This window comes from Flavobacterium sp. 245 (assembly GCF_004362055.1).
Lineage (GTDB): Bacteria > Bacteroidota > Bacteroidia > Flavobacteriales > Flavobacteriaceae > Flavobacterium.
The window spans coordinates 44,711-68,247 of record NZ_SNXB01000010.1; the positions used below are offsets into that span (position 1 = coordinate 44,711).

At 33.9% G+C, this 23,537-nt stretch carries 16 protein-coding genes; 14 read left to right on the forward strand and 2 right to left on the reverse strand.

The window, feature by feature from the left end; translation table 11 throughout:
* The 13 genes from EV145_RS17560 to EV145_RS17620 all read left to right on the forward strand — a co-directional run bounded on the left by EV145_RS17560 (position 1) and on the right by EV145_RS17620 (position 18,807).
* A complete protein-coding gene (locus EV145_RS17560) occupies positions 1-1,851 on the forward strand; it encodes a hypothetical protein (protein WP_133526496.1) in 1,851 nt (616 codons plus the stop codon).
* 169 nt (positions 1,852-2,020) lie between these two features.
* Complete coding sequence (locus EV145_RS17565) at positions 2,021-3,148, forward strand: glycoside hydrolase family 10 protein (protein WP_133526497.1); 1,128 nt, start codon at positions 2,021-2,023, stop codon at positions 3,146-3,148.
* Between the two features lie 6 nt (positions 3,149-3,154).
* Complete coding sequence (locus EV145_RS17570) at positions 3,155-4,054, forward strand: hypothetical protein (RefSeq protein WP_133526498.1); 900 nt, start codon at positions 3,155-3,157, stop codon at positions 4,052-4,054.
* 99 nt (positions 4,055-4,153) lie between these two features.
* Positions 4,154-6,391, forward strand: coding sequence for a GH92 family glycosyl hydrolase (locus tag EV145_RS17575; RefSeq protein ID WP_133526499.1), 2,238 nt, complete (start codon positions 4,154-4,156; stop codon positions 6,389-6,391).
* Positions 6,392-6,427: 36 nt separating this feature from the next.
* A complete protein-coding gene (locus EV145_RS17580) occupies positions 6,428-8,749 on the forward strand; it encodes a family 20 glycosylhydrolase (protein WP_133526500.1) in 2,322 nt (773 codons plus the stop codon).
* Positions 8,750-8,760: 11 nt separating this feature from the next.
* Positions 8,761-9,645, forward strand: coding sequence for a hypothetical protein (locus EV145_RS17585; RefSeq protein WP_208110913.1), 885 nt, complete (start codon positions 8,761-8,763; stop codon positions 9,643-9,645).
* A 165-nt stretch (positions 9,646-9,810) separates the two neighbouring features.
* Positions 9,811-10,908, forward strand: a complete 1,098-nt coding sequence (locus tag EV145_RS17590; RefSeq protein WP_133526501.1) for a DUF4434 domain-containing protein — start codon at positions 9,811-9,813, stop codon at positions 10,906-10,908.
* A 32-nt stretch (positions 10,909-10,940) separates the two neighbouring features.
* Positions 10,941-12,326: a sugar porter family MFS transporter gene (locus EV145_RS17595; RefSeq protein WP_133526502.1), complete on the forward strand. Its 1,386-nt coding sequence runs from the start codon at positions 10,941-10,943 to the stop codon at positions 12,324-12,326.
* Between the two features lie 45 nt (positions 12,327-12,371).
* Positions 12,372-13,634 carry an MFS transporter gene (locus EV145_RS17600; protein ID WP_133526503.1) on the forward strand — a complete coding sequence of 421 codons (1,263 nt, stop codon included), beginning with the start codon at positions 12,372-12,374 and terminating at the stop codon, positions 13,632-13,634.
* 243 nt (positions 13,635-13,877) lie between these two features.
* Positions 13,878-15,806, forward strand: coding sequence for a glucosamine-6-phosphate deaminase (nagB, locus tag EV145_RS17605; RefSeq protein ID WP_133526504.1), 1,929 nt, complete (start codon positions 13,878-13,880; stop codon positions 15,804-15,806).
* A gap of 241 nt (positions 15,807-16,047) precedes the next feature.
* Complete coding sequence (locus EV145_RS17610) at positions 16,048-17,097, forward strand: LacI family DNA-binding transcriptional regulator (RefSeq protein ID WP_133526505.1); 1,050 nt, start codon at positions 16,048-16,050, stop codon at positions 17,095-17,097.
* Positions 17,098-17,264: 167 nt separating this feature from the next.
* Positions 17,265-18,296 (forward strand): LLM class flavin-dependent oxidoreductase, encoded by a 1,032-nt coding sequence (locus tag EV145_RS17615; RefSeq protein ID WP_243739282.1) that lies wholly within the window; start codon positions 17,265-17,267, stop codon positions 18,294-18,296.
* A gap of 262 nt (positions 18,297-18,558) precedes the next feature.
* Complete coding sequence (locus EV145_RS17620) at positions 18,559-18,807, forward strand: hypothetical protein (protein WP_133526506.1); 249 nt, start codon at positions 18,559-18,561, stop codon at positions 18,805-18,807.
* A gap of 118 nt (positions 18,808-18,925) precedes the next feature.
* On the opposite strand, the gene EV145_RS17625 is transcribed toward EV145_RS17620, so the two are convergent.
* Both EV145_RS17625 and EV145_RS17630 read right to left on the reverse strand, forming a co-directional pair.
* On the reverse strand, positions 18,926-20,125 hold the full coding sequence (locus EV145_RS17625; protein WP_133526507.1) for a porin: 1,200 nt from the start codon (positions 20,123-20,125) through the stop codon (positions 18,926-18,928).
* A gap of 611 nt (positions 20,126-20,736) precedes the next feature.
* Entirely contained in the window at positions 20,737-21,639 is a 903-nt protein-coding gene (locus EV145_RS17630) for an AraC family transcriptional regulator (protein ID WP_133526508.1), read from the reverse strand.
* 759 nt (positions 21,640-22,398) lie between these two features.
* Between EV145_RS17630 and EV145_RS17635 the strand changes: the two genes are divergently transcribed.
* Positions 22,399-23,382 carry a BstXI family restriction endonuclease gene (locus EV145_RS17635; protein ID WP_133526509.1) on the forward strand — a complete coding sequence of 328 codons (984 nt, stop codon included), beginning with the start codon at positions 22,399-22,401 and terminating at the stop codon, positions 23,380-23,382.
* Positions 23,383-23,537 lie beyond the last annotated feature (155 nt).

Here is a 23,537-nt window from a genome sequence, read left to right on the forward strand (position 1 = left end):
ATGATTTTAAAAATAAAAAATAGAATAAGCATATTATTATGCTTGTTTGTAGGATTACTGCTTTTTTCGTCATGTGAAGCAGATAAAGTGGATGATCGTGCTTTTGAAGGTGCAAAAATTGTCGCTATTAAATTAGATGGGACATTGTACACAAATACAAATAATGGCTCAAATGAAGTGAAAGTGGTTTTGCAACCAGGACTTCCCCTTAATGCTATTAAAACCGAAGTTTTAGTTGCAAATGGATCATTAACTGATTTTGCAAATAATGCACCCCATGATTTTACAAAACCAGTAGAAGTTACTGTTAAAGGTGAGGATGGAAATGTATCAAAATGGAAATTAATTGTGCAGTCACCACCAAAATTGAATTATCTTGAAGTGGTTGGTATGACAATTCCTCAAGAGAAAGTGCATTTTGGAAAAACGACAATTATTGTAGAAGTTCCAGTTGGTACAAATGTTTCAAACTTGGCTGTCAACTACACTTGGGTAAACGGAACTATGACTAATTACACAAATGGAAGCAAAAAAGATTATACAATTTCTTTGCCAAACAAACCACCTTTTAAAATGGAAGTCTTAGGTGCTGATGGTGTAACTAAGTACTATTACGATGTGATTTTTACATCAGATCCTGTGGGGCCTGCTACAATTCAATCAATGGTTATCAATAATATATTCACCACTCAAATGATTATTGTTGATGCTGCCAAAAATATTGTGCAGCCTGTTTTGCCTTCATTGACAAATTTAACTGCTGCAACTGTACAGATTAATGCTGGTTTTGGATGCATAATTGATCCTGCCTTTACAGGAACAAATATTGATATGTTAAAAGGATTTAAAGTAAAAATTACAGGAACAAATGGTGTTGAAACCGAGTTTACAGTAAAAAATGCGCTTATTGATCCAACATTAGTTTTCGAAAAAACACAAGCGCAATTGCAATTGGCAGCTGATGCTGGTTCTTCTGTTGGCTTTTCAAATGGATCTGTATTGGTAGCTTCGCATTCTATGGCTACTGGACCTTTGGTTTATGGTATTAATGCCTATGATTTAAATGGTACTTATTTAAATGGGTTATCTAAAACAGGAACAAATTTTGACAATGGTGCAGTAACTGGTATTCGTAAAATAGCTACTGATGCAAACGGAAAAATTCTTGGTGTCCAATTAGGAGCTGGTGCTACGACTGCTACTGCTCTGAAAATTTTAAAATGGAATTCTAAAGATGATACTGCTCCACAAGCCTATATCAACTATACGGGTGCTTCACTTGGACTGACTTACGGACCAAGAGCGGCCGGAATTAATATCTCAGGATCTTTAGATGGAGATGCGGTAATTACTGTAGGTATGTCTGGAAAAACGGATGTACTTGTATGGACTGTAACCGGAGGTGTTTTAAATCCAACACCTGCAGTCAAAGCTTATAATTATACTGGAACTGGTAATTATTATAGTATAGAGCCAAACGATGCTGGATTTGTTGGTATCACAGTTGGAACTAACTTTAACGGAATAAACTTGTTGAGCAGTTCAATGGTAGAAAGCGCAAAAGTAAATGGAATGCCAACTTCAGATGGTAGAGTTTTCACTTACAAAGGGCGTAAGTATTTGGCTGTAGTTATTGTTCCTGGAGACAATAAAGCAATATTCAGAATATTCGACATTACCGATTCTTCACAATATGCATTAGATAATCCAATTGTTAATATTGTTGCGCCTACTGCATTTGCTAATGGTAATAAAACTTTGGATGCTGATTTTGCGGTAATTAACGGTAAGCTTCACGTTGCTTTCCTTGCTACCAACTATAAGCTGGCAGTATATAATTTAGGTTTCTAAAAATCATTTATTTTAAAGAGGCTGTATATCAATAACAGCCTCTTTTTAATATTTATAATGTTTGATAAGGATCTTGAGCATCAATAATTTCATCTCTCATTTTTCTTTACAAGAGATATAAAGTATTTGTTATTCGAGTGAGCAATCATTAAATATTTTGAAATATATTATGAGAAAATTTTTAATTTTTTTAAGTGCATTAGTTGTCGCTTGTTCAAGTAATGATTATGCGCCAGTACAACCCATAACAAAACCTACTATTGGAAAAGGAATAAAAGGTGTTTGGGTAACAAATGTTGCTTCTCCAGCACTTAGCTCAGTTGCAAACATTAAAGAAACCGTTAGAATTTGTAAACTATCTGGCATTACTGATATTTTTACGGTGGTTTGGAATAAGGGAAGAACATTATATCCGAGCGCAGTTATGAATACTGAGTTTGGAAAACCAATTATGGAAGGTTATGAAGGTCGTGATCCTTTATTAGAAATGATTACTGAAGCTCATAAAGAAGGGATTAAAGTACATGCGTGGTTTGAATACGGATTTGCTGCTTCCAATAGTAAGCAAGGAGGAGACATCATCGCAAAATATCCTTCGTGGGCAGCCAAAGATAAAAATGGTGCTCTTTTAACTTCAAGTAATGGATTTGAATGGATGAATGGTATCAATCCTGAAGTACAGAATTTCATGAAATCTCTTATTTTGGAGGTTGTTAAAAAATATGATGTAGACGGAATTCAGGGTGATGACAGATTGCCGGCGATGCCAATTGGAGGAGGGTATGATGACTACACCGCTAAATTGTACAAAACAGAAAAAGGAACAGCGCCTCCAGTTAATGAAAAGGATGCTGTCTGGATAGATTGGAGAACAAATAAACTAACAGATTTTTTAGGAGATTTATACAAAGCGGTAAAAGCGGTTAAACCGAATGTAACAGTTTCAATGGCTCCAAGTGTGCATCCTTGGGCTAAGGAAAATTATCTTCAGGACTGGCCAACATGGTTGGATAAAAAATATTGTGATTATGTAATTCCGCAGATTTACCGTTACGATTTAACAGCATATACACAGACGTTAAAAGATCAAGTGCGATATGTTAAGAACACTGCAGATCTTTCAAAGTTATATGCGGGAGTTTTAATTCAATCTGGAACTTACAATGCCACAAATCAATTTGTAGAACAGATGGTAAATGAGAACCGAAATAATGGTGTAAGCGGTGAAGTATTCTTCTTTTTTGAAGGATTAAAGTTCAACTCAGAATATTTTACTAAAACATATCCAAAAAAATAGAATGATATGAAAAGAAATTATATTTTAAAGTCGTTTTTTACTGCTGCAGTTATATTGTCGAGTATTGCTTATATATCCTGCTCAAGTGAAAATTCAGAACCAGTTCAGCCAGTAAAGAAAAAAACTTTAGAGGAGCAGATTCAAACGGGATTTATTGACGAAGTACTGCCTGCTGCAACAAGTCCTTGTTTTCAGGGAGCATTTTATCGAAAAGCAATGTCAAGCCAAGATTACTGGCTTGGAATTAAAGGTACATTTGTTGTTCCTACGCTTATAGATGATCCTAACAGAGTTAATCCAGCAAAACCAGCTCAATATTTAGATAATGCATCTATTTATCTTGGAGGTACTTCAGACGGACAGGAAACTGATATCGGACTTACATGGGAAGTAATTAAAGATGATAATGGTGTTGTGAGTCCAGACAGAAAAGCCTTCAGACCATTTTTGAGAAGAACTGCTTATAAGTCTGAGGAAGCTGCTTTATATAAAAATGCACCTGCTGAAAAAAGATATTATTGGTATCCTGGTGAAACAGTAACAATGAGTGTCCAAGTCATTAATCCTAAAAAAATTCTTTTTATAGTTGATGGAGCTGGTAAACATTATGAGGAAGAATTTGATGCTGCTGGATATCAACCTAGTTTCAAAGCGGTTTTTAAACGCGTTAATGCCATTGATCAGGTTGCGAATGAAGGAAAACCTGTTCAGGCCACAAAAGCAAAGGTGATAGGCGCAAAATGGAATAAAGTAGTTTTGTTTAGAAAAGTTGAAGGAAAAATTTATGAAGTTCCTATGAACACTAAACGTTATACAGATATGAGATGTCCAAGTGCTGCTAATTTTTCTGTCGCAAAAATTGAAACAGATGATTCGGAGTCAATCGATATTATGGGAACTCCATAATAATTTTTTATAATAGTAATTGAGTAAGGAGTTAGACTTTGTACTAATTCTGATTTTGTCTAAAATACAGTCATTTTAATTTTGTTTTAACGATAACTAATGAGAAGAATATTTTTATTGATTTTTTTTATTGCATTTTCATTTGGAATTGCCTCGCAAAATGCTAATCAAAAATTGTCACAGTATATTAACCCATTTATTGGAACAGGCGGTCACGGTCATACTTTTCCAGGTGCAGTTCTTCCTTTTGGAATGGTGCAGCTGAGTCCGGACACTAGAACGCAAGGCTGGGATGCATGCGGAGGTTATTATACAGCTGATAACAGTATTCTTGGATTTTCGCATCGTCATTTAAGCGGAACAGGAATGACTGATTTTGCCGATGTTCTTTTTACGCCTTTTTCAGGAAAATTAAAAATGGGGAACAATAATCTTCAAGAATATTATCCACTTAATTTTTCGCATAAAAATGAAAATGCTTCAGCCGGTTTTTATAGTATTCTTTTTGATAACGGAATTAAAGCTTCTTTAACGGCTACAACGCGTGCTGGATTTCATCAGTATGAGTTTCCGTCTAAGGAATCAGGAATTATAATTGATCTTCATCATAATTTAAACAATCAAAAAGTACTTGAATCTTCTATTGAAATTCTAAGCAATACCGAAATAAGAGGTATGCGTTTAACCGAAGGTTGGTCTAAAAGAGATTATGTTTACTTCTATGCCAAATTCGATAAACCTTTTACCGTGCAATTGTATAAAAATAATCAGGCAGTTGACGGAAAACTATTAAAAGATGAAAACGTAAAAGCAGTGCTTTATTTTGAAAACCCAAAAACAGTAAAGGTGAAAGTTGGGATTTCACCTGTAGATGACAAAGGAGCAGTTCAAAATTTAAATGCAGAAATCTCAGATTGGAATTTCGGAAAAGTAAAAAAAGCAGCTGAAAACGCTTGGGAAAAACAATTAGAGAAAATAAAAGTTGAAGGAGGTTCTCAAAACGAAAAAGTAATTTTCTATACGGGTTTATATCATGCTTTTATCCATCCCTCAACGTATTCAGATGTTGATAAAAGATATCGTGGACAGGACTTAAAAATTCACACTTTAAAATCAGGAACTTATTATACGGTATTTTCACTTTGGGATACTTACAGGGCTCAAATGCCATTAGTAGATTTGGTTTTTCCATCAAAAACAAATGAATTTATCAATTCGCTTTTGCTTAAATATCAACAAGGAGGTTTATTGCCAATGTGGGATTTGGCGGCCAACTATACAGGCACCATGATTGGCGCGCACGCTACCTCTTTAATTGCAGATGCTTATACCAAGAATATTAGAGGGTATGACACAGAGTTGGCTTACAAAGCAATGATGAGGTCAGTTCCATATGATACAACCGGAATCAAAGTAAATCATCCTGCAATTTGGGAATGGCTGATGACAAAAGGCAAAAAATACAATCAGGAAATGGGTTTTATTCCAGCTGATAAAGATGTAATTTTTGCTACATCTAGAGGTTTAGAATATGCTTATAACGATTGGGCGTTGGCGCAGGTTGCCAAAGACATGGGAAAAACAGAAGACTATAATTTCCTTACAGAAAGAGGTTTGAGATATAAAAAATATTTTGATAAAGAAACGGGTTTCATGAGAGCTTTAGACAGCAACGGAAAATTTATTGGACCATTTAATCCTTCTTTTTCAGACCACATGAATAGTCCTTATTGCGAAGGAAATGCTTGGCAATGGACATGGTTTGTGCCTCAAGATGTTCCAGGATTAATAGATTTGATGGGCGGAAAACAAGCTTTTGAGAAAAATCTAGATGCTCTTTTTAATACTACTGCAAAAGTAGAAGGTACAGAAGCATCTGCAGATATTTCGGGATTAATTGGTCAATACGCGCATGGCAACGAACCTAGCCATCACATTATTTATTTTTATAATTTTTTGGATAAAGGATATAAAACGCAGGAGCTCGCAGACAAAATTATGCGCGAACAATATCGAAATGCACCTGATGGTTTAAGCGGTAATGAAGACTGCGGCCAAATGTCGGCGTGGTATATATTAAGTTCACTTGGTTTTTATCAGGTTGCTCCAGGAAATCCAACTTATACGCTGTCAAGACCACTTTTTGATAAAGCGACCATTGAACTTGAAAATGGTAAAAATTTAATTATCAAAACGATAAATAACAGCGCGTCAAATAAATATATTGAATCGGTTTCTTTGAATGGGAAAAAATTGGATTCGCTTTTCTTCAGTCATAATCAAATTGCTTATGGAGGAGAATTAGTTTTTAAAATGACAGACAAGGCTAAGAAATAAGTGTATAATTCGAAAAGTAACTTCAAAAATCAAATCATGAAAAAACATATAATTTGCTTAGTCTTTTTGTTTTTATGTTTATCAGTTTTGGGGCAAAACTCAAAAGATGATTTTTACAGAACAATTCCATTAGCGCAAAATATAAATTCAGCTTCAGGAAAACCATTTGTCCTTTCGTCAAAAACAAAGATTTATTGTCCAAAAAACAATACCGACTTAAATCAAATTGCTGTTTTTCTTTCAGAATATATTGAAATAGCTAAAGGAATAAAAGTTCAGGTTACAAACTCTTTGGTAAAAGAAAATGTTATTGTTTTAGAAAACAATCTAAAAAACAATAATACTGAAGCTTATGCTTTTAATGTAAATCAGAATAAAATCTTTATAAACGGAGCATCAGGGGCAGGAACTTTTTATGGTATTCAGCTTTTACGCAAAGTTTTGATGGAAAATGAAACTAAGCCAGAAATTGAACTTCCAGCTGTCGAAATTACAGATTACCCAAGATTCGCTTATCGTGGAATGCATTTAGATGTTGCCCGTCATTTTGCATCAGTAGAATTTGTAAAAAAATATATTGATTTATTGGCTCTTCATAATATAAATACCTTTCATTGGCATTTGACTGACGATCAAGGATGGCGTGTCGAAATTAAAAAATACCCAAAATTAACTCAAGTAGGAGCTGTAAGAACTGAAACTCAAGTAGGAAAACAGGCTGGAGTTTATGACGGAAAACCACATGGCGGATTTTACACCCAAGAACAGATTAAAGAAGTTGTAGCTTATGCACAGAAACGTTTTATAACGATTATTCCTGAAATTGACTTGCCGGGCCACATGGTCGCTGCACTCGCATCTTATCCAGAACTGGGCTGTATTGGAGAAGGGTATGAAGTGTACAAAAAATGGGGAGTTTCAGACGATGTTCTTTGTCTTGGAAATGAAAAGACGTTTACTTTTTTAGAAGGCGTTTTTAGTGAATTAATACCGCTCTTTCCTTCAAAATATTTCCATATTGGAGGTGATGAATGTCCTAAAAAAAGATGGGAAAAATGTCCCAAATGCCAAGCGAAAATTGCTGCATTAGGTTTGCAGAAAGACAGTCATCACAGTGCTGAAGAAAAGCTGCAGAGCTATTGTATGTCTAGAATAGAAAAATTCTTGAATGAAAAAGGAAAACAAGTTATAGGTTGGGACGAAATACTGGAAGGCGGTATTGCCCCAAATGCAACTATTATGTCTTGGAGAAGTTCTCAGGCAGGATTAGAAGCTGTTAAACAAGGACATAAAGCCATTATGACACCAAGTTCGCATGTTTATTTTGACTATTACCAAAGTACAGATGCTGTTGCAGAGCCATTAGCAATTGGCGGTTTTACAAATATTGAACGTGTTTATTCCTTCGAGCCAGTTCCAGACGGATTGACTGAAAATGAAAGAAAACTTGTTATAGGTGCACAGGCAAATCTTTGGAGAGAATATATTGATACCGATGAGCAGACAGAATATATGGTTTTGCCTAGACTTGCAGCTTTAAGCGAAGTCGTATGGACAAATGCTAATAAAAAGAGTTATGGTGATTTTTTGAATCGATTATCTAGTTTTTTGACTATTTACGATAAACTAAAGTACAATTATGCGAAACATATTCTAGAGGTTTCTCCAGAATATAAAGTAGATACCGAAAATGGTAAATTGATTTTAAACTTAAAAACTTCAAGTAAATCGCCAATTTATTATACTCTAGATGGTTCAGAACCAACATTGAAAAGTGAGAAATATAAAGAAAGTATAATTATCACAGGTTCTGTAACGGTAAAAGCGGCAGTTATTTCAGAAAATTATAAGAGTAAAGTTTTTACTAAAAAGTTTGATTTCAACAAAGCAACTTCAAAACCAATTGTATTAAAAAATGAGCCTGTTGACCGTTATCGTTTTAATGGTGGGAAAACATTGGTTGATGGAAGAACGGGTACAATTGCCTTTAGTACTGGAGACTGGATAGCCCTTTACAAAGAAGATTTTGAAGCAATTATAGATTTAAAATCGGTACAGCAAATAAAAGAAGTCAGCTTGAATACATTTACCTCTCCAAACGACTGGATTTTTGGTCCAAGACAATTTCAAGTTTTTATTTCAAAAGACGGAATAAATTTTACACAGGTTCATACCGAAGATTTAAAAATTGCCCAAAAAGACGATGGCCCAAAAATTATAAATTTAAAAGCTGTTTTTGCCACACAAGATGCTAGATATGTAAAAATCAACGCGCCAATTTTTGAGAAAATCCCAGAGTGGCATTACTCTGCAGGTCAGCCGACTTTTTTGTTTGTAGATGAAATAAGCATTAATTAATAAAATATAAAATGAAAAAAAAGAATAGTTCAATTCATCTGTTTGGTTTTTTCTTCCTTCTTTTTATTACAGGAAGCCAAGATGGATTTTCTCAGTCAAAAACAGCATCAAAAAAGGTTTCTGAAAAAGAAATTAAAACTAGATTAGAGGGCGAAATTTTACCGCCTGCAACAGCAGATTGTTTTGCTGGTGCTTATTACAGAAAAGCAGTTTCAAGTAAAGATTATTGGCTTGGGATAGGAGGAACGGTAGTTTTGCCAACTATAATATACGATCAGACACGTACAAATCCTAAAAAACCAGGCGCTTATTTAGATAATGCTTCGGTGTATTTGGGAGGAACATCAGACGGTCAGGAAACAGATATCGGAATGACTTGGGAAGTTATTCGCGAGGAAGACGGCACTGTTAGTAAGGAACACAAAGCTTTTCGTCCTTTTTTGCGACGTACAGATCATAAATCAGGACAAACTTCAGCATACAAAAATGCGCCAGCGAGCAAAGAATATTATTGGTATCCTGGAGAAACAATTTCGATCAGTCTTGAATTAATTGCGGATAAAAAACTAAAATTTACTGTTGAAGGAGCGGGTAAAAAATATGAAGAGATTTTTGAGGCAGATGGGTATCAAGAACAATTTATGGCCGTGTACAAACGAGTAAATGCAATTGATCAGGTTTCGAATGAAGGAAAACCAGTGCAGCCAACTTCAGCAAAAGTAATTGGTGCAAAATGGCTTGATGCTTATTTGTTTCGAAAGATTAATTCACAAATAACTAAAGTGCCAATGCATTCAAAAAGATTTACTTCAATGGAATGTCCGGAAAAAAGTAATTTTAAAATAACTGGAAGTGATGACAGTAAAGAAGCTATTGATATATTTGGATCAAAATAGTTTCTATTTCTTTAAACCATTAAGGCATTAAGTTTATTAAGTAACCAATCTTAATCTTTCTTAATTTTCTTTTCAAGTTAGATTAAGTTGCCAATGCTTAATTTTTTAATGTCTTAATGGTAAAAAAAACAAACAACGCTAAAAACAAACCGAATATAATAAAACATGAAAAGTAGAAGAGATTTTTTGAACAAATTAGGGTTGGGTGCTGCATCTGCAATGAGCATTCCTTTATTGAGTTCTTTTGAAAGTAGCAAATCAATTGAAATTAATGAACGACCACAAATAATAACAGATATAAAACCAGATTTATTGGTTCCGAAAGGGAATGCACTAAAAATAACAGGTACTTTTTTAGATGAAATATCACATGATATTCCGCATCAAAACTGGGGAGAAAAAGAATGGGATCAGGATTTTGCTCACATGAAAGCGATTGGAATTGATACTGTAATTATGATTCGTTGTGGATACCGAAAATTCATTACATATCCCTCAGATTATTTAATAAAAAAAGGCTGCTATAAACCAGGTGTCGATTTGTTAGATATGTATTTAAGATTGGCAGATAAATATAAAATGAAGTTTTATTTCGGATTGTATGATTCTGGTGTTTATTGGGATACGGGAGATATGACGGTCGAAATAGAGTCAAACAAATTTGTAATCGAGGAAGTTTGGAAAAAATACGGACACTATAAAAGCTTTGCCGGTTGGTACTTAAGTGGAGAAATAAGCCGAAAAACAAAAGGCGCTATAGAGTCTTTTAGAACTTTAGGCCAATTGTGTAAAGATGTTTCGGGTGGTTTGCCAACTTTTATGTCACCTTGGATTGACGGAAAAAAAGCAGTTATGGCAGCTTCAGGAACACTTTCTAAAGCCGATGCCGTTTCTGTTCAGGAACATGAGAAAGAATGGGGTGAAATTTTTGACGGAATCAAAGGTGCGGTAGATGCCTGTGCTTTTCAAGACGGACATATTGATTATGATGAATTAGATGCTTTCTTTTCGGTAAACAAAAAATTAGGAGATAAATACGGTTTAGAATGCTGGACAAATGCAGAAACTTTTGACAGAGACATGCCAATCAAATTTTTCCCAATCAAATTTGAGAAACTGCGTCTTAAACTTGAAGCGGCAAAAAGAGCCGGTTTCCAAAAAGGAATTACGTTCGAGTTTTCGCACTTTATGAGTCCGCAATCTGCTTATTTGCAAGCGGGACATTTGTATGACAGATACAAAGAGTATTTTGATATCAAATAAAAAAGCATTTTAACTAATTAACCAAAAAACTAATGAATCAAAAAGAAAATATAAAATATGTAATTTTTCTGTCGGTTATCGGCGCAATAGGAGGATTTCTTTTCGGATATGATGTTGCCGTCATATCTGGTACTATTGAGCAGGTATCCAAACAGTTTGCTTTAAATAATATAGCAACAGGCTGGTATGTTGGCTGTGCATTAATTGGCTCTATAGTTGGAGTCGCTTTTGCAGGTAAAATATCAGATATTTTAGGTCGTAAATGGACCATGCTTTTAGCCGCGACACTTTTTACTATTTCAGCTTTGGGATGCATGTTTGTAACGAGTTTTGAAGTCTTGATTTGGTGCAGAATTCTTGGGGGAATGGGTATTGGAGTAGCTTCAATTGTGTCTCCATTATATATTTCAGAAGTGTCGCCGGCCCGCTTTAGAGGAACTTTAGTAACGCTTTATCAATTAGCAATTACCGTTGGAATTGTTGCTTCGTACTTTGCTAACGCACAAGTTTTGCAGTGGGCAAATACAGGTCATTTTGACTCTCAATTGCTGCAATTTATTTTTCAGGATGAACATTGGAGAGGAATGTTAGGATTGTGCGCTGTTCCCTCTTTTCTTTTCTTTATTATCATCTTTTTTATTCCAGAAAGTCCAAGATGGCAGATCTCTAAAAACAATATCATTGCTGCAGAAAAAACATTAACACGGTTATTTGGCGAAAGTGAAGCTTTGATTCAGATTGAAAATATAAAAACATCATTGCTGAATAAAGAAAAATCAGATTGGAGAATTCTTTTTCAAAAAGGGTATCGAACAGCTTTGTTTATCGGAATGAGTCTTGCTATTTTAGGGCAGTTTATGGGGGTAAATGTTATCTTCTACTACGGCCCAATTATTTTTAAAGAAGCAGGAATGGCATCACAGGGATCTTTAGATTTTCAAATTGTGATTGGTGTTGTAAATGTGCTTTCTACGATTTTGGGAATGTATCTGGTAGACAAAATCGGACGAAAAAAATTGGTTTATATTGGCGTAACAGGAATGTTTGTAATGCTCATTGCTATTGGATTTTACTTCTCTTTGGCGGTAAATAATCCATCAATTTTATTGTATTTGATCATCGGATATATATTCTTTTGTGCCATTTCAATATGCGTGGTAATCTGGGTTTTGATTTCAGAAATGTATCCAGTAAAAGTGCGTGGTCTGGCAATGTCTATGGCTGGTTTTTCACTTTGGATAGGCTCTTATTTAATAGGCCAGTTAACGCCTGTACTTTTAGAATCTTTGAGTCCGGCAATTTCTTTCTGGATTTTTGCAGTAATGTGCATTCCCTATCTTTTAATTACGTATTTTTTTGTTCCAGAAACCACTGGAAAATCGCTGGAAGAAATCGAAGATATCTGGATTGCGCATTAATAATTTATTTAAACTAGCTATCAACAAAACCACAATTATTATTTTATGAAACTTTTTTCAGCATTAAAAACAAAAGACTCAAAATCAATCCTAAATGCAGCCGTTATTGTTGCTGCATTGGGGTATTTTGTAGATATATACGACCTTTTATTATTCGGAATTGTCCGAACCGATAGTTTAAAAGATTTAGGAATTATTGGTGATGCTATCAGGGATCAGGGCGAATATTTGATTAGCATGCAGATGTTCGGAATGCTCTTTGGCGGTATTTTATGGGGAATTTTGGGAGATAAAAAAGGAAGAATATCTGTTTTATTCGGATCGATCTTAATTTATTCTGTGGCAAATATTGCAAACGGAATGGTAACAACTGTTGATGGATATGCTTTTTGGAGATTAATTGCAGGAATTGGTCTAGCTGGAGAACTCGGAGCCGGAATTACATTAGTTGCCGAATCGCTACCAAAAGAAAAGCGCGGTTATGGAACTATGATTGTGGCTTCTGTAGGAGTTTCTGGAGCAGTAGCTGCGTATTTAGTTTATGAAATTTTTCAGGATTGGCGTTTGTGTTATTATGCTGGGGGAATTTTAGGAATCTTATTATTGTTTTTAAGAATCAGTATAACTGAGTCTGGAATCTTTAAAAAGGTACAGGAAAATAACGAGAAAAAAGGCGATTTTTTATCTTTGTTTACCAATAAAAAGAGATTCTTGAAATACCTAAATTGTATCTTAATTGGCATGCCACTTTGGTTTTTGGTAGGTGTTTTAATCACATTTTCTCCTGAATTTGCCAAAGCATTGGGAATTCAGCAGGCAGAAACAATCGAAGCTGGAAAAGCAATTGCTTTTTGTTATTCTGGTTTAGTTGTAGGAGATATTGCAAGCGGATTATTAAGCCAGTGGCTGAAGAGTAGAAAAAAAGTGATGTACTGGTTTTTAGCATTCAATCTTGTAATGGTTTTTGTTTATTTAAATACATCTAATATCTCTACGAATTTATTCTATTTCTTGTGTTTATTGATGGGAGTTTCGGTTGGATATTGGGTATTATTTGTAACCATAGCAGCAGAACAATTCGGGACCAATATTCGTGCTACAGTAACAACGACAGCACCAAATTTTGTACGCGGTTCGCTTCCGTTAATAATTTTGGCTTATTCCTATGTAAGGGATTCTGTTTTTATGGGAGATATTTTAAAATCAGGAATGCTAGTTGGTGCAGTTTTATCAATCATTTCGCTGTTTGCCCTTTCAAGATTAAAAGAAACCTTTTTTACCGATCTTGATTATTCAGAAAAAGCATAACATTTTGCAGTTAATCTAAACTGCAATAAACTTAATTAATGGTACAGTAAAACTGAAAAAATACAGTACCATTTTTTATTATTTTATTTATTAAAATATTTTAATAATATGATTTATGTTAATAAAATATTTTTATATTTGCTTTAAATATTTCTCTTTTAAGAGTTCTTTTTTTGACTAGAAATAATCTTCGAGTTTTAAAAAAAAAAGAAAAGTAAGAGACTAACTTTTAATAAAATTCAGATGAAAAACATCTTAAATATCGCTTACAAAAGTCCTGGGCAATTTGAAGAAACCAGATTTGAAAAAATCCATAACGAAATCTTCAAAAGTTCTGCCGAAGCATCAGTAATTGTAGCGCAGGAAATCGCGCAGCTAATTAGATCTAAGCAAGAAAAAAACAAATCTTGTGTGTTGGGTTTGGCAACAGGTTCTTCTCCTATTAAAGTATATGAGGAACTAGTGAGAATGCATAAAGAAGATGGATTGAGCTTTACCAACGTAATCACTTTCAACTTGGACGAATATTATCCAATGACTAAAGAAAGTCGTCAAAGCTATCATTACTTCATGCACCAGCATCTTTTTAACCATATTGATATTAAGCCTGAAAATGTAAATATCCCTGACGGAACAATTGTTTTGGAAGATTTAAATCAATACTGTATTGATTATGAATTGAAAATTAAGCAAGCCGGCGGACTTGATTTTCAGTTGTTAGGAATCGGGCGTACGGGACACGTTGGTTTCAACGAACCTGGATCGCACATCAATTCTGGAACTCGAATCATCACGTTGGATCATATCACCAGAGTCGATGCTTCATCTGATTTCAATGGTATTGACAATGTGCCGAAGCGTGCGATTACAATGGGAGTTTCGACCATTATGAGATCAAAGCGAATCGTATTGATGGCTTGGGGACAAAACAAAGCCGATATCATCAAAAGAACGATTCAAGGCGATATCAGCTCTGAAGTTCCTGCTACATTTCTGCAGAATCATCCAAATGCAACTTTTGTATTGGACCAGTCTGCAGCATCAGAGTTGACGCGTTTCAAAACGCCTTGGCTGGTGGGGGAATGCATCTGGACTCAGGAATTAAAAAGCAAAGCGATTGTTTGGCTGTGCCAAAAAACGAAACAGTCGATATTGAAATTGACAGACCGTGACTACAACAACAACGGAATGTCAGATCTTTTGGCGCAGGAAGGTTCTGCCTACGATTTGAACATCAATATGTTCAACGTTCTGCAGCATACCATTACGGGATGGCCTGGAGGAAAACCGAATACAGATGATTCGCATCGTCCGGAAAGAGCCAATCCGGCTAAAAAACGAGTGATCCTTTTCAGTCCGCATCCAGATGATGACGTGATTTCGATGGGAGGAACTTTTTCAAAATTGATCAAACAAGGACATGATGTACATGTTGTATATCAAACCTCTGGAAATATTGCCGTTACAGACGATGAAGCACTGAAATTTGCTGAAGTGTGCAACGATTTTGTTGGAGATAATCTTCCAAAAGACATCAACTTCAAATCGGTTATCGAGTTTTTGAACAGCAAGTCTGAAAATCAGATCGATTCTTTGGAAGTGAGAAAACTGAAAGGATTGATCAGAAGAAGAGAATCGTATGCCGCAACAAGATACATCGGACTGAAAGATGAGAATACCCACTTTTTGGATCTTCCGTTTTATGAAACAGGACAGGTCAAAAAGAATCCGCTAGGACCAGAAGATATTGCGATTGTAAAAGATATTATTGCCAAAATAAAACCGCATCAGGTTTTTGCGGCCGGAGATCTGGCAGATCCGCATGGAACGCATGAAGTATGTCTGAACGCGATTTTTGCAGCAATGAAAGAATTGAAGCCAGAAAAATACATGAATGACTGCTGGTTGTGGCTTTACCGAGGCGCTTGGCACGAATGGGATATCCACGAAATTGATATGGCCGTTCCGCTTTCTCCGTCAGAAGTATTGCTGAAACGCCATGCAATCTTGTATCACCAGTCTCAAAAAGACCGAGTTATGTTCCAAGGAAATGATTCAAGAGAATTCTGGGTTAGGGCAGAAGACCGAAATAAAAACACAGCCATTCTGTATGATGAATTAGGTCTTGCAGAATATGAAGCAATCGAAGCTTTTAAACGTTTTGATTACTAAAAAGGTTTCTCTTATTTATATTGAAACCTTAGTGTAATTTTTTTAAATAATTCAATTAAAACCTAGGTTTTAATCATGATACTTAAAGCTGCGGCTGTAAGATCTACAGCCGCCAGTTTTTATGTTTTTGGTAATTTTATTTTGTAGTTTTCAGAGACCAATGTGTATCCAGAAAGACATAATTGCTGACTAGATAGTGCATTGGTTTTAGAAAAGCATGATTTTTTAATATAATTTTCAGATGAAAAAAAAGACCGTTACAATTAGAAATATTGCCAATGAACTGAAAATTTCAATTACTACAGTTTCATTTGTACTCAATGGCAAGTCAAAGGAAAAACATATTTCTAAGGAACTGACAAAAAAGGTTTTAGATTATGCCGAGTTAGTGAATTATAAACCCAATCAAATTGCCCAAAGTTTGAGAACAGGAAAATCTAAGATCCTTGTTTTCATGGTTGAAGATATCTCGAATAGCTTCTTTTGTAAATTGACTCGGATTTTTGAAGATATGATAGCCAAAGAGGGATATAGAGTGCTATTTTGCAGTAATGATAATAATGATCAAAAGTCACGTGAACTAATAGAGTTATTTAATCATCGTCAGGTTGACGGATTTATTATTGTTCCTTCTCCAGGAATACAAGATACCATTGAAAACCTCATAAAACAGAATATTCCAGTTGTTTTGCTAGATCGTTTTTTTGATGATTTAGAATGCAATGCCGTTACCACAAATAATAAACAGGCAGCTTATGATGCCACACTTCATTTAATAAAGAATCAGTTTAAAAATATTGGTTTTATAACTACATTGTCCAATCAAACTCAGATGATGGATCGTTTGTCAGGATATAAAAAAGCAGTTTCCGATTTTGGCTTGAAAGCAAATACGCAGTTTATTTCCTATCATGAGATGGAAAACGGAAAACAATACATAAAACAATTTTTAATTGAAAATCCAGAAGTTGATGCAGTTTTTTTTGCTACAAATTATTTAGCACAAATCGGATTAGAGGCTTTTAAAGAATATAACAATAACTTAATTGATAGAATTGGAATTATTTCTTTTGACGATCATGAAATGTTTAAATTATTACCTGTCTCCATCAGCTGTGTTTCGCAACCTTTGGAAAAAATCTGCTCTAAATTGATGGAAATTATGCTCCAGCTTTTAAAGCACAAAGATGTATTGGAATCAACGAGTAAATGTATATTAAAATCAGAGCTTATTATTCGTGAATCTTCTTCCAATAGATTAATAAATGATGCCGAGGCAGTCTTAAATTAATCAGATTCCAGCATTCTGAAGCAAAAAGTATTTCCTTGTTTTCCCTTTGTTTAGGGATTTTTTTTCATCTATTTTCGATCAAAAGACAAGGAAGTTAAACACTTTCTATATTGGGATTATGCATTCCTTCAATAATCATTCTTATATTTGATAGTGTAATATTAATAATGCGATTTATGAAAAAAATTGGATTTTTATCATTTGGGCATTGGGCCAATCATCCTTCCTATAAAGCTCGTACAGCAAGTGATACACTTCTTCAGTCTATCGATTTGGCTGTTGCCGCAGAGGAAATAGGTGTGGATGGCGCTTATTTTCGGGTTCATCATTTTGCACGACAGCTCGCATCACCATTTCCGTTACTTGCCGCTATCGGTGCTAAAACGAGCAAAATTGAAATTGGGACAGGAGTAATCGATATGCGATATGAGAACCCATTATACATGGTAGAAGATGCCAGTTCTGCTGATTTAATTTCGGAAGGACGTTTACAATTAGGAATAAGCAGAGGATCGCCGGAACAGGTTATTGACGGTTGGCGCTCTTTTGGTTATGAACCCTTAGAAGGAGAAACGGATGCTGATATGGGACGTAAAAAAGCTTTAGAATTTTTGGATAAGCTTAAGGGAGAGGGATTTGCTGAGCCAAATCCGTATCCAATGTTTCCAAATCCGCCTGGTTTGTTGCGTCTTGAACCATATTCCGAAGGATTACGAGAAAGGATTTGGTGGGGAGCTGCATCTAATGCTACTGCAGTCTGGGCAGCCGAAAACGGAATGCATTTGCAAAGTTCTACGCTGAAGTATGACGAAAATGGCAAACCTTTTCATATTCAGCAAGCAGAACAAATCAGATTATATAAGGAAGCTTGGAAAAAAGCAGGACATACACGAGAACCAAGAGTTTCAGTTAGCCGTTCTATTTTTGCACTGGTATCAGATCAGGACAAATACTATTTTGGTGATCAAGGGAAAGGATCGGATAGTTTTGGTAATATTGAAAGTGATAAACGAGCCATCTTCGGAAAGAGTTATGCTGCAGAGCCAGAAAAACTAATTAAGGAGTTAGCAGAGGATGAAGCTATTCAAGAAGCTGATACATTGTTGCTTACAATACCTAACACATTAGGTGTTGATTATAATGTACATATACTTTCTTCTATACTAAAATACATTGCCCCAGAGCTGGGATGGCGTTAAATTTTCCGAAATAGTATAAATAATGAAGTCGCTCCTATAGATTTTCTCAAGTTCTTAGATCTTGCCAAAAGAATATCTACGATAATTATATTAAAATTTTAGTAATTATAAATAAAACCTTCCCGCAAAAGTTTAAAAATTGTTTTATTGATAAATAGGTGTTAATGATTTATATTTTGTGTTACTAAGGTTATGTTCTATTGATAAAAATATTATATTTAGGGAACCCAAGCTATAGTAATTATGAAATAAAAATATTACCATGGAACGAGCTATTAAACTAAAAATCAGGAAGGATGTAAACGGAAGTCAGCAATTCAACATTATTAAATTAAAAGGTAGTTTGATATCTAAAGGTTATACTGAAATAATTCATATTCTAGATCAGGACGACGAGTTTCACATAAACTCTTTTGCAACTCGAGATGAAATAAAAAATGAGGTTCAAGATTATATAGCATCATTTATCAGTAAAGAGAATTTGGTTGACGCAGTAAGCTTTTTAAAGTAATGAATAGTAATATTTTGCTGCATTAATCTATCCGTTGAATACTTTCTTTCTTCGATTTTTATGAAAAAAAACCACTCTGATTTTTAAGCAGAGTGGTTTTTTTTCTTTTTAAAATAGGTTATAATACTAATAATGGAGCAATGAATCCAACCGCCAAAAGACCTGTTGTATAGTCTTTTACGCCAAATGCTGATTCAGCATAACTGGTATAGTCGTATTTTCGGGCAGTATAAGCCAGATAAAATTTTAAATTTAAGTCTTTAAAAGGCATATATTGTATAGTTGGTATTAATCCCCAACTGGTAGATAGTTTCTCATTTGCATTTGGGTCAGGATTATCTCTCCAAGAATGATTGCTGTTCATTGCGGTTAATAACAAATTAATTTTAGGTGTCACCAAATATTCTGCCCTAATCCAGTTTTCAAGATACGTTACTTTTTGTGCTGCATAAGGATATTGACTGCTTATGATACTGGACACAATCCCTAAACGGTCAAGGCCTTCGTTGCGATATTGAAAATCATAATAAACAACTAATCTATTCGCTGTAAATTTATTCCCCAGTGCAATGTAGTTCATATGTGCTCCTTGGGCTTCATTAAAAAAACTATAACTGTAAGTCGTCTCAAATTTTCCACCAAAAAATTTCCCTCGCCAGTTTGCTACTGCAGCCAAAGGAAACTCGGAAGGGTTAATATTTGGAGGAGCAGTCGTTCCATATTGTTCCTCATAAGTTTTGGTTCGTGAATTGAGTACCTGAAATGAAAAGGAATGATTTCCGTTTTCTAAAGTATGCGATACTCCCGCACCTACTAAGAAATTGTCTGCATATTCGATAACATCATTATAAGTCAAGATATCGATTGGGTTAAAATCAAACTCGTATCCACCCCAGTCTGCACATAGTTTTCCAAACGAAATATTGGTTCTTTTTGATAAATCAATTCGTAAAAATGCAAGGTCGACTGCACGGCTTATATTATCAAGATTTCCTGGAACTGGCTCTCTGGTGTAACGGTTTCGAAATCTGAAATAGACTTTATCATGAATCTTTCCTTTGACTTCAAATCTTAGCTGATCAACGTTAAAATGCGATATATCGTGGTTTCCATCAGTAAAGTAACTGTTGTAAGCCATTCTGGAATTAAAAATCACATCAATATCGCGTAATAGAGATTGTTTTGAGATAGGAATGATAGGTTCAATGGAATCAGAAAGATGATTTCCTTCATTGGTCTGTTTTTCCATAAGATTTGCTTGTCCCAATGCTATAATTGGAGAAGCCAGCAGTATTAAATAGAGGTAAAATTTTTTCATGGTTACATTTTTTTTTTTGATTAAAATAAATACGATTTTATTTTGAGGGTTTATTTTGAAATTTTAATTCCATCTCTCCTGATTAATGAGTTTTGTTTCTCCTGCAAAAGTGAAGTTGTTTGTAAATGTTTTTTTTAAGATGAATTCCTTATACTGAATGATACAGAAAAGACTAAAAAAGAAATAGAGAAAACAAATTTGTCCGTAAGTGTAAATTAGGACTAGAACTGCGATAATTTCAATACATGCTAATGCATTTATCAAAGGAGATGATAAAAAAACAGCTTGATTAGAATGCCTGTAAAGTATAGTTATAACCATATTATCAAGTTTAATAAAACAGAATAATTACCGAAAAGCTATTACCAAAGAAAAATTTTAATTTGAGGCATTTATTTTTAACACTATAAAAGTATTAATTTTTTTAATATTTTACTTATGAAATTAAATATAATTTACTCTATAGTAGTGAGTTGTGTTTTTGGTGCAAATAGGTGTTTGCTAGATGTAAAGAAATATACTGTAAGAAGTTCGTAGTGAATTTGCATATTCAGAAATAGAAATGGGGTGAAAAATTTAAGAAGAACAAATACTTATTTTTCAAGACAATTCTAAGATGACTTTGATTGAGGAGAAAAACGGTATTGCAGTGGCGATAGTTTCATATGTTTTTTAAAGAGACGTGAAAAATAGTATGGATCATCATATCCCAAATCAGCTGCAATAATTTTTACTTTAACTTCTGAGGTTATTAATAATAAACACGCCTTTTGTAGTTTTAAATGGATGAAATAATCTAATGGAGCCATACTGGTGCTTTTTTTGAATAGCAGCGAAAAATGTGAGGGCGAGAGATTGTTCATTAGAGCCAAATCTTCTAAGGTGAGTTTTCCGCCAAGGTTGTTTCTCATGTAGACAATAGTACTGCTTATCGAATCTTTTTCTTCCTGTTTTTTTTCATTGACACTTACATCAGGATATAAAAAAGAAGAAATAAAATGATATAAGCATAAATTGGCCTTTGTAATGTTCTCTTTTCCATAGCCCATTTCAAGGTTTTGGTACATTGAATGCCAAAGTTCTATTCCTTTCTCATTATAAGTGATTTGTTTGGGACCATCAAATAAGCCAATATTGAAGCTTTTATTGAAAGTGTTTATATCACGACCGCTAAAATGAACCCAATATATTGTCCAGGGATCATTTTCATCTGCTCCGTAACTTATATGTTCATTAGTTGCAGGAATTATAAAAAATTGATTGGGCCTAATTTCAAAGCGGGTACCATTTATGCTATGCCAGCCTTTTCCACGTACGCAGTATATTAAAATATTATCTGCGCATCCTTTTTTTCGCTCCCAGTAATAATAAGTAGCCTTAGGAAAATATCCAATATGAGTAATATATAAATGACTTAATACAGGATTTTCTTTAATTGCTTTTTGCCAAATATTATTAGGCAGCGATATTAATTTTTCCTTCCGAAACCCATCGCGTTGTATAAAACTTTCCATAATAATTTATTGTAATCAAAAAAGCATTTGTTGCTAAAATACACTTTTATTTTTCTTTTGTTCTAATTTTAAAATGATTTTTGAATGATCTGTAAATTAGAATTTTAACGTCGTGGTTATTTTTAAATCGTAATCATTTTAAATGTTTTTAGGGTGTAACTATACTGTAAGTTAGGTAATTGCATTAAATGTTAAAATTGTAATATGATAATTAAATAAAAAATAAAAAGAGTTTTTTTTCAAGTTTTTAGACAATAAATTTTATATGAAACAATTATGATTTCTTTTTTTTGAATTGGCCGAATAATGAGATAATCCATCATTATGACTTAATAAACTCTCCCTGTTAATTTTATAGTCTTATAAAAGTATTTTGTTAAAATGTTAAATTGATATAATAATCAAATAGTCCATCATAATAATAATATTGTCCATTTATTTTAAGAAGCGAATAAAATAGATTTGTTTTATTTAACAAATGTTTAAGTTTAAATAATTGACCAAATTTTAGGTGTTTGATTGAAATTTATTACGTTTTAAAAATTAATTTAAATTTAATTGATTGATATTTAGTTTTTTATAAAATTACTAAATTATCGTTTTAGATATTTAAAAAGATCTCAAGATTTAAAAAATATTATTAAAAGTTAATCAAAAAAAGCCCAATATTTACTATGAATATTTAAAATTAGATTGAAGAATGTAAAGAAGATATCGCTGCCAAATCTATAATAACTAAACAACCAACTAACTTAACCTATGGCAAAAAGACTACCTAAACTACCTCCTTTACTGCAAAGTAAAATCTACAAAACCGGACAAACAAGAAGTGCGAATGATGATGTGATTTTTCAAAATAGGGCCAACAGAAATGGCACCGTTTTGATCCCTTTTGAATCCATTGATTTATTCGATATTTCCATTTTAACGTCTCACAAATTTGAAAGCGGATTTATAGTTGTGATGAGTCCTGAGGATTATTACACAAATCCTGAAGCATTAATTACAATGAAATCCAAGAAACTAAAACTTGGCGTTAACGCTATTTTGCTTTATGAGACAAGGGAACAATGGAACAAATTTAATCCTTATAAAAATAAGCTGTCAGTAGCCGAAAAAAGAACGGTTCCTATTGATGGTCATTTTGTTGCAAGAATATTATCGTCAGGTTCAAAAGGCGAAGAGAAAATTATTCTTGGTTTTAATACCAGCAGTTGCAAAGGCGCCGGAATCAGAGTAGCCGAATATGCTCCTCTTTTCACGATAAAATCCTGTCACTTACAATTAGAATATTTATTCTGGCTCTGCTACGATTCCAAAGAAGTAGCACTCGGTGCTGGTATGACAGAAACTGAGATCGAACAGCGCATGACAGCTATTACTACAGCTTGTAACAATCAAAAATTAGCTAATACAGACCGACTTTACAAGACTCGAATTATTGATAATGCTAAAAACACTATTTGTCCACTCTGTTTGAAAAAATTAAGTGCAGGGGCTTTTCTAATTAATTTCTTTGAATCTGCTGAGAAGTCAGATGTCGACAAAGATATTAGCCAGATAAACCTTTTTTACATTAATCAGCTAAAAATAGGAGAATTCAATCATTCGCCATATAATTTAGCGTGGGGGCATCAAAACTGCAACATGATTTGTAAAGAAACAGGGGTAATCGAAACGATCAAATGGATGAAAGAAGTGGTAGTGAATACCATTATTTTTAATAAAGATTCCTCGAATTAAGATTCCAAAAAAGGGAGATGTTTTTTTAGATGGATATTTTAATAAAAATAATCCACTCTAAACGCAGTACATATCCTTAAAAACAAGAAATCCACAATTTAAATAGAAGAGACTTGTATTTAAAAGCAAGTTTTCTCATTTGCCATGGTGTCAAA